Source organism: Phreatobacter aquiterrae (assembly GCF_053471285.1).
Map to the genome: position 1 here is coordinate 1 of NZ_JBJPHW010000035.1, position 2,571 is coordinate 2,571.

3 protein-coding genes are annotated in these 2,571 nt (G+C 66.7%); all 3 read right to left on the reverse strand.

The genetic code is table 11. From position 1 onward, the window contains the following. Positions 1-40: 40 nt before the first annotated feature. Entirely contained in the window at positions 41-1,657 is a 1,617-nt protein-coding gene (gene tnpC, locus ACJ4V0_RS21435; protein WP_448301639.1) for an IS66 family transposase, read from the reverse strand. 125 nt (positions 1,658-1,782) lie between these two features. Beyond that, positions 1,783-2,130, reverse strand: coding sequence for an IS66 family insertion sequence element accessory protein TnpB (gene tnpB, locus ACJ4V0_RS21440; RefSeq protein WP_108179769.1), 348 nt, complete (start codon positions 2,128-2,130; stop codon positions 1,783-1,785). Continuing rightward, the gene (gene tnpA, locus ACJ4V0_RS21445; RefSeq protein ID WP_448301638.1) at positions 2,127-2,510 is read right to left on the reverse strand and encodes an IS66-like element accessory protein TnpA; all 384 of its coding nucleotides are present in this window, start codon (positions 2,508-2,510) and stop codon (positions 2,127-2,129) included. Before tnpA ends, tnpB begins: the two co-directional genes overlap by 4 nt. Positions 2,511-2,571 lie beyond the last annotated feature (61 nt).

Below are 2,571 nucleotides of genomic sequence, written 5' to 3' on the forward strand. Positions count from 1 at the left end.
GTAAGCATCCGGCGAGGGCCGCGGCTGCAGCCGATGCGGATCAGGCAGCCTGACGTGCCGCTGCCGCACCAATTGGCTGCCAATTCCACGGCAGCAACTCGGGCAGTCTGGACTGCGGGATGGCGGCGATGCGGGCGAGCACGTCGGCGAGCCAGGCCTGCGGGTCGATGCCGTTGAGCTTGGCTGTCTCAATCAGCGTCGCCATGGCGGCAGCTCGCTCGGCGCCGCGATCAGAGCCCGCAAAGAGCCAGGCCTTTCGGCCGAGTGCAAAGCCTCGCAGCGCCCGCTCGGCAGCATTGTTGGTCAGGCAGATCCGGCCATCGTCGAGGAAGGCGGCGAAGCGATCCCAGCGCTTGAGCATGTAGTCGATCGGCTTGGCCACCGTCGCTGAGCGGGAGAGCGCGCCGCGCTGGGCCTGGAGCCAGATCGCCAGTTCTTCCACGAGCGGCTTTGTGGCCTCCTGGCGGGCTCGCACCCGCTCCTCCGGCGACCGGCCATTGATCTCCCGCTTGAGGGTAAAGATGGCGTCGATCCGCTTCACCGCCTCGAGTGCGATCGGCGAGACGGCGGCGGCAGAGCCACGGCGCGCCCTGGCCGCAATGTCGGCGAGCTCATAGAAGCCGCGCCGGGCATGGCTCCAGCACAGGGCAGACGTCACTAGCCCTTCAGGTCGCCTCGGATCATAAAGCCCGTTGTAGCCTCCATAGGCGTCGGCCTGCAGGATGCCCCGCCATCCCCGGAGGTGGCCATCGGGATGCTCCTGTCGTCGATCCTTTGAGGCGAAGTACAAGGCCGCTGGCGGATCGGCGCCGCCAAAGGGCCGGTCGTCGCGCACATAGGTCCAGATCCGGCCTGTGTCGGTCTTGCCCTTGGCGAGGATCGGCACCGTCGTATCGTCGCCGTGGAGCCGTTCTGCCGCCAGCACGTGCGCTGCGATCAGCGTGTGCAGCGGCTGCAAGGCCGATGTGGCGGCTCCCACCTGGTCGGCAAGCGTCGAGACGGAGAGGTCGATCCCCTCCCGAGCATAACGCTCGCTCTGTCGGCTCAGTGGCTGATGCTGTCCGAACTTCTCGAACAGGATCGTCGCCAGGAGGTTCGGCCCAACAAAGCCACGCGGCGTCGGATGGAACGGCGCGGGTTCCTGCGTGATCGTCTCGCAGGCCCGGCAGGCGAACTTCTCTCGCACCGTCTGGATCACCTTCCACTGGCGGGGCACGAGCTCCAGGGTCTCCGTGACGTCCTCGCCGAGCTTCGACAGCCGCCCCGATCCGCAACACGGGCACGAGGTCGGCGCTGGCAGCACCACCCGCTCGCGCGGCAGATGATCGGGGAAGGATTTGCGCACCGGCCGCCGCCGCGGCGTCGCCGTATTGGAGCTCAGGATCGCTGCAACCTCGTCCTCGGTCGCAGCCGCCTCGCACTCCTCGAGCTGCAGTTGCAACTGGTCGAGCTTCTGCGTGCCGCGTTCGGAGCTCTGGCCGTAGAGCTCCCGCTTCAGCTTCTCGATCATCAGCTGGAGGTACGTGATCATCGCATCGCGCGACGAGGTGCCAGCCCTTGCCTCCGCGGCATCTGCCTCAGCCGCGATCCGCGCATCACGCTCTGCCAGGCGGGCTTCCCGTTCTGCCAATCGGGCCGCGCGCTCCGCCAGGAACATCGCCGCAAGAGCCGCCGGATCGGTCGGCAACTCCAGCGGTTCAGAAGGGTCAGAGGGCGTGGTCACACGAAGATGGAATCACAGAACGCCGCCTCTCCAAAGCAAATTCCAACGAGCAAATTCCATCATCCGATCGAGGTCGGCCGCCACGTCTCCTGCGGGTTCCGCCAGTCGATCCCGGACAGCAGATAGCCCATCTGCGCCGGCGTGATCGTGACGATCCCGTCCGCTGGTGAGGGCCACAGGAACCGTCCGCGCTCCAGCCGCCGCACATAAAGGTTCGCCGCCTGGCCGTCGTGCCAGATCACCTTGATCAGGTCGCCACGCCGGCCCCGGAAGCAGAAGATGTGTCCGCCAAGTGGATCGTGCTTCAGCACCTCCTGCACCTGTAGCGCCAGCGAGGCAAAGCCCTTCCGCATGTCCGTGTGGCCCGTCGCAAGCCACACCTTCACACCCATCGGAACCGGGATCATCGCGGCGCCTCAAGGCCTCGCGCGAGCCGCAGGATCACCTCAACATTGATCGCGCCCTCAACGATCAGCCGTCGACCATCAACGAGCACGATCTCGACCCGGGCTCCCCGCCGGTCTCGCGGAAGCGGCGCCGCCACCCCTGCCTCAGGAACAACGATCGCAGGCACGAACCCGCTTGGTACCTCGCTCGCCATCAAGCGGCGCCAGGTCAACAACAGCGTCCGGGATATGCCGTGGCGCCGAGCGGTCTCAGACACGAGGCGCGGCCCGCTCATGCTCTCCAGCACGATCCGGCGCTTCTCCTCGTCCGTCCAACGACGGCGACGCCCCGTCTCGACAATCTCAAGCCGCCCAAAGGCACTGTGCGTATGGCTGTCCATACCGACAGTGCTCAACGATTTGCCTCAACTCCCGCAAGGTGGCCTTCGCCGGATGCGTACG

Bases quoted from the DNA above. Each gene is read 5' to 3' on its own strand.
- tnpC (WP_448301639.1), bottom strand. From the start codon at position 1,657: ATGTTCCTGGCGGAGCGCGCGGCCCGATTGGCAGAACGGGAAGCCCGC.
- tnpB (WP_108179769.1), bottom strand. From the start codon at position 2,130: ATGATCCCGGTTCCGATGGGTGTGAAGGTGTGGCTTGCGACGGGCCAC.
- tnpA (WP_448301638.1), bottom strand. From the start codon at position 2,510: ATGGACAGCCATACGCACAGTGCCTTTGGGCGGCTTGAGATTGTCGAG.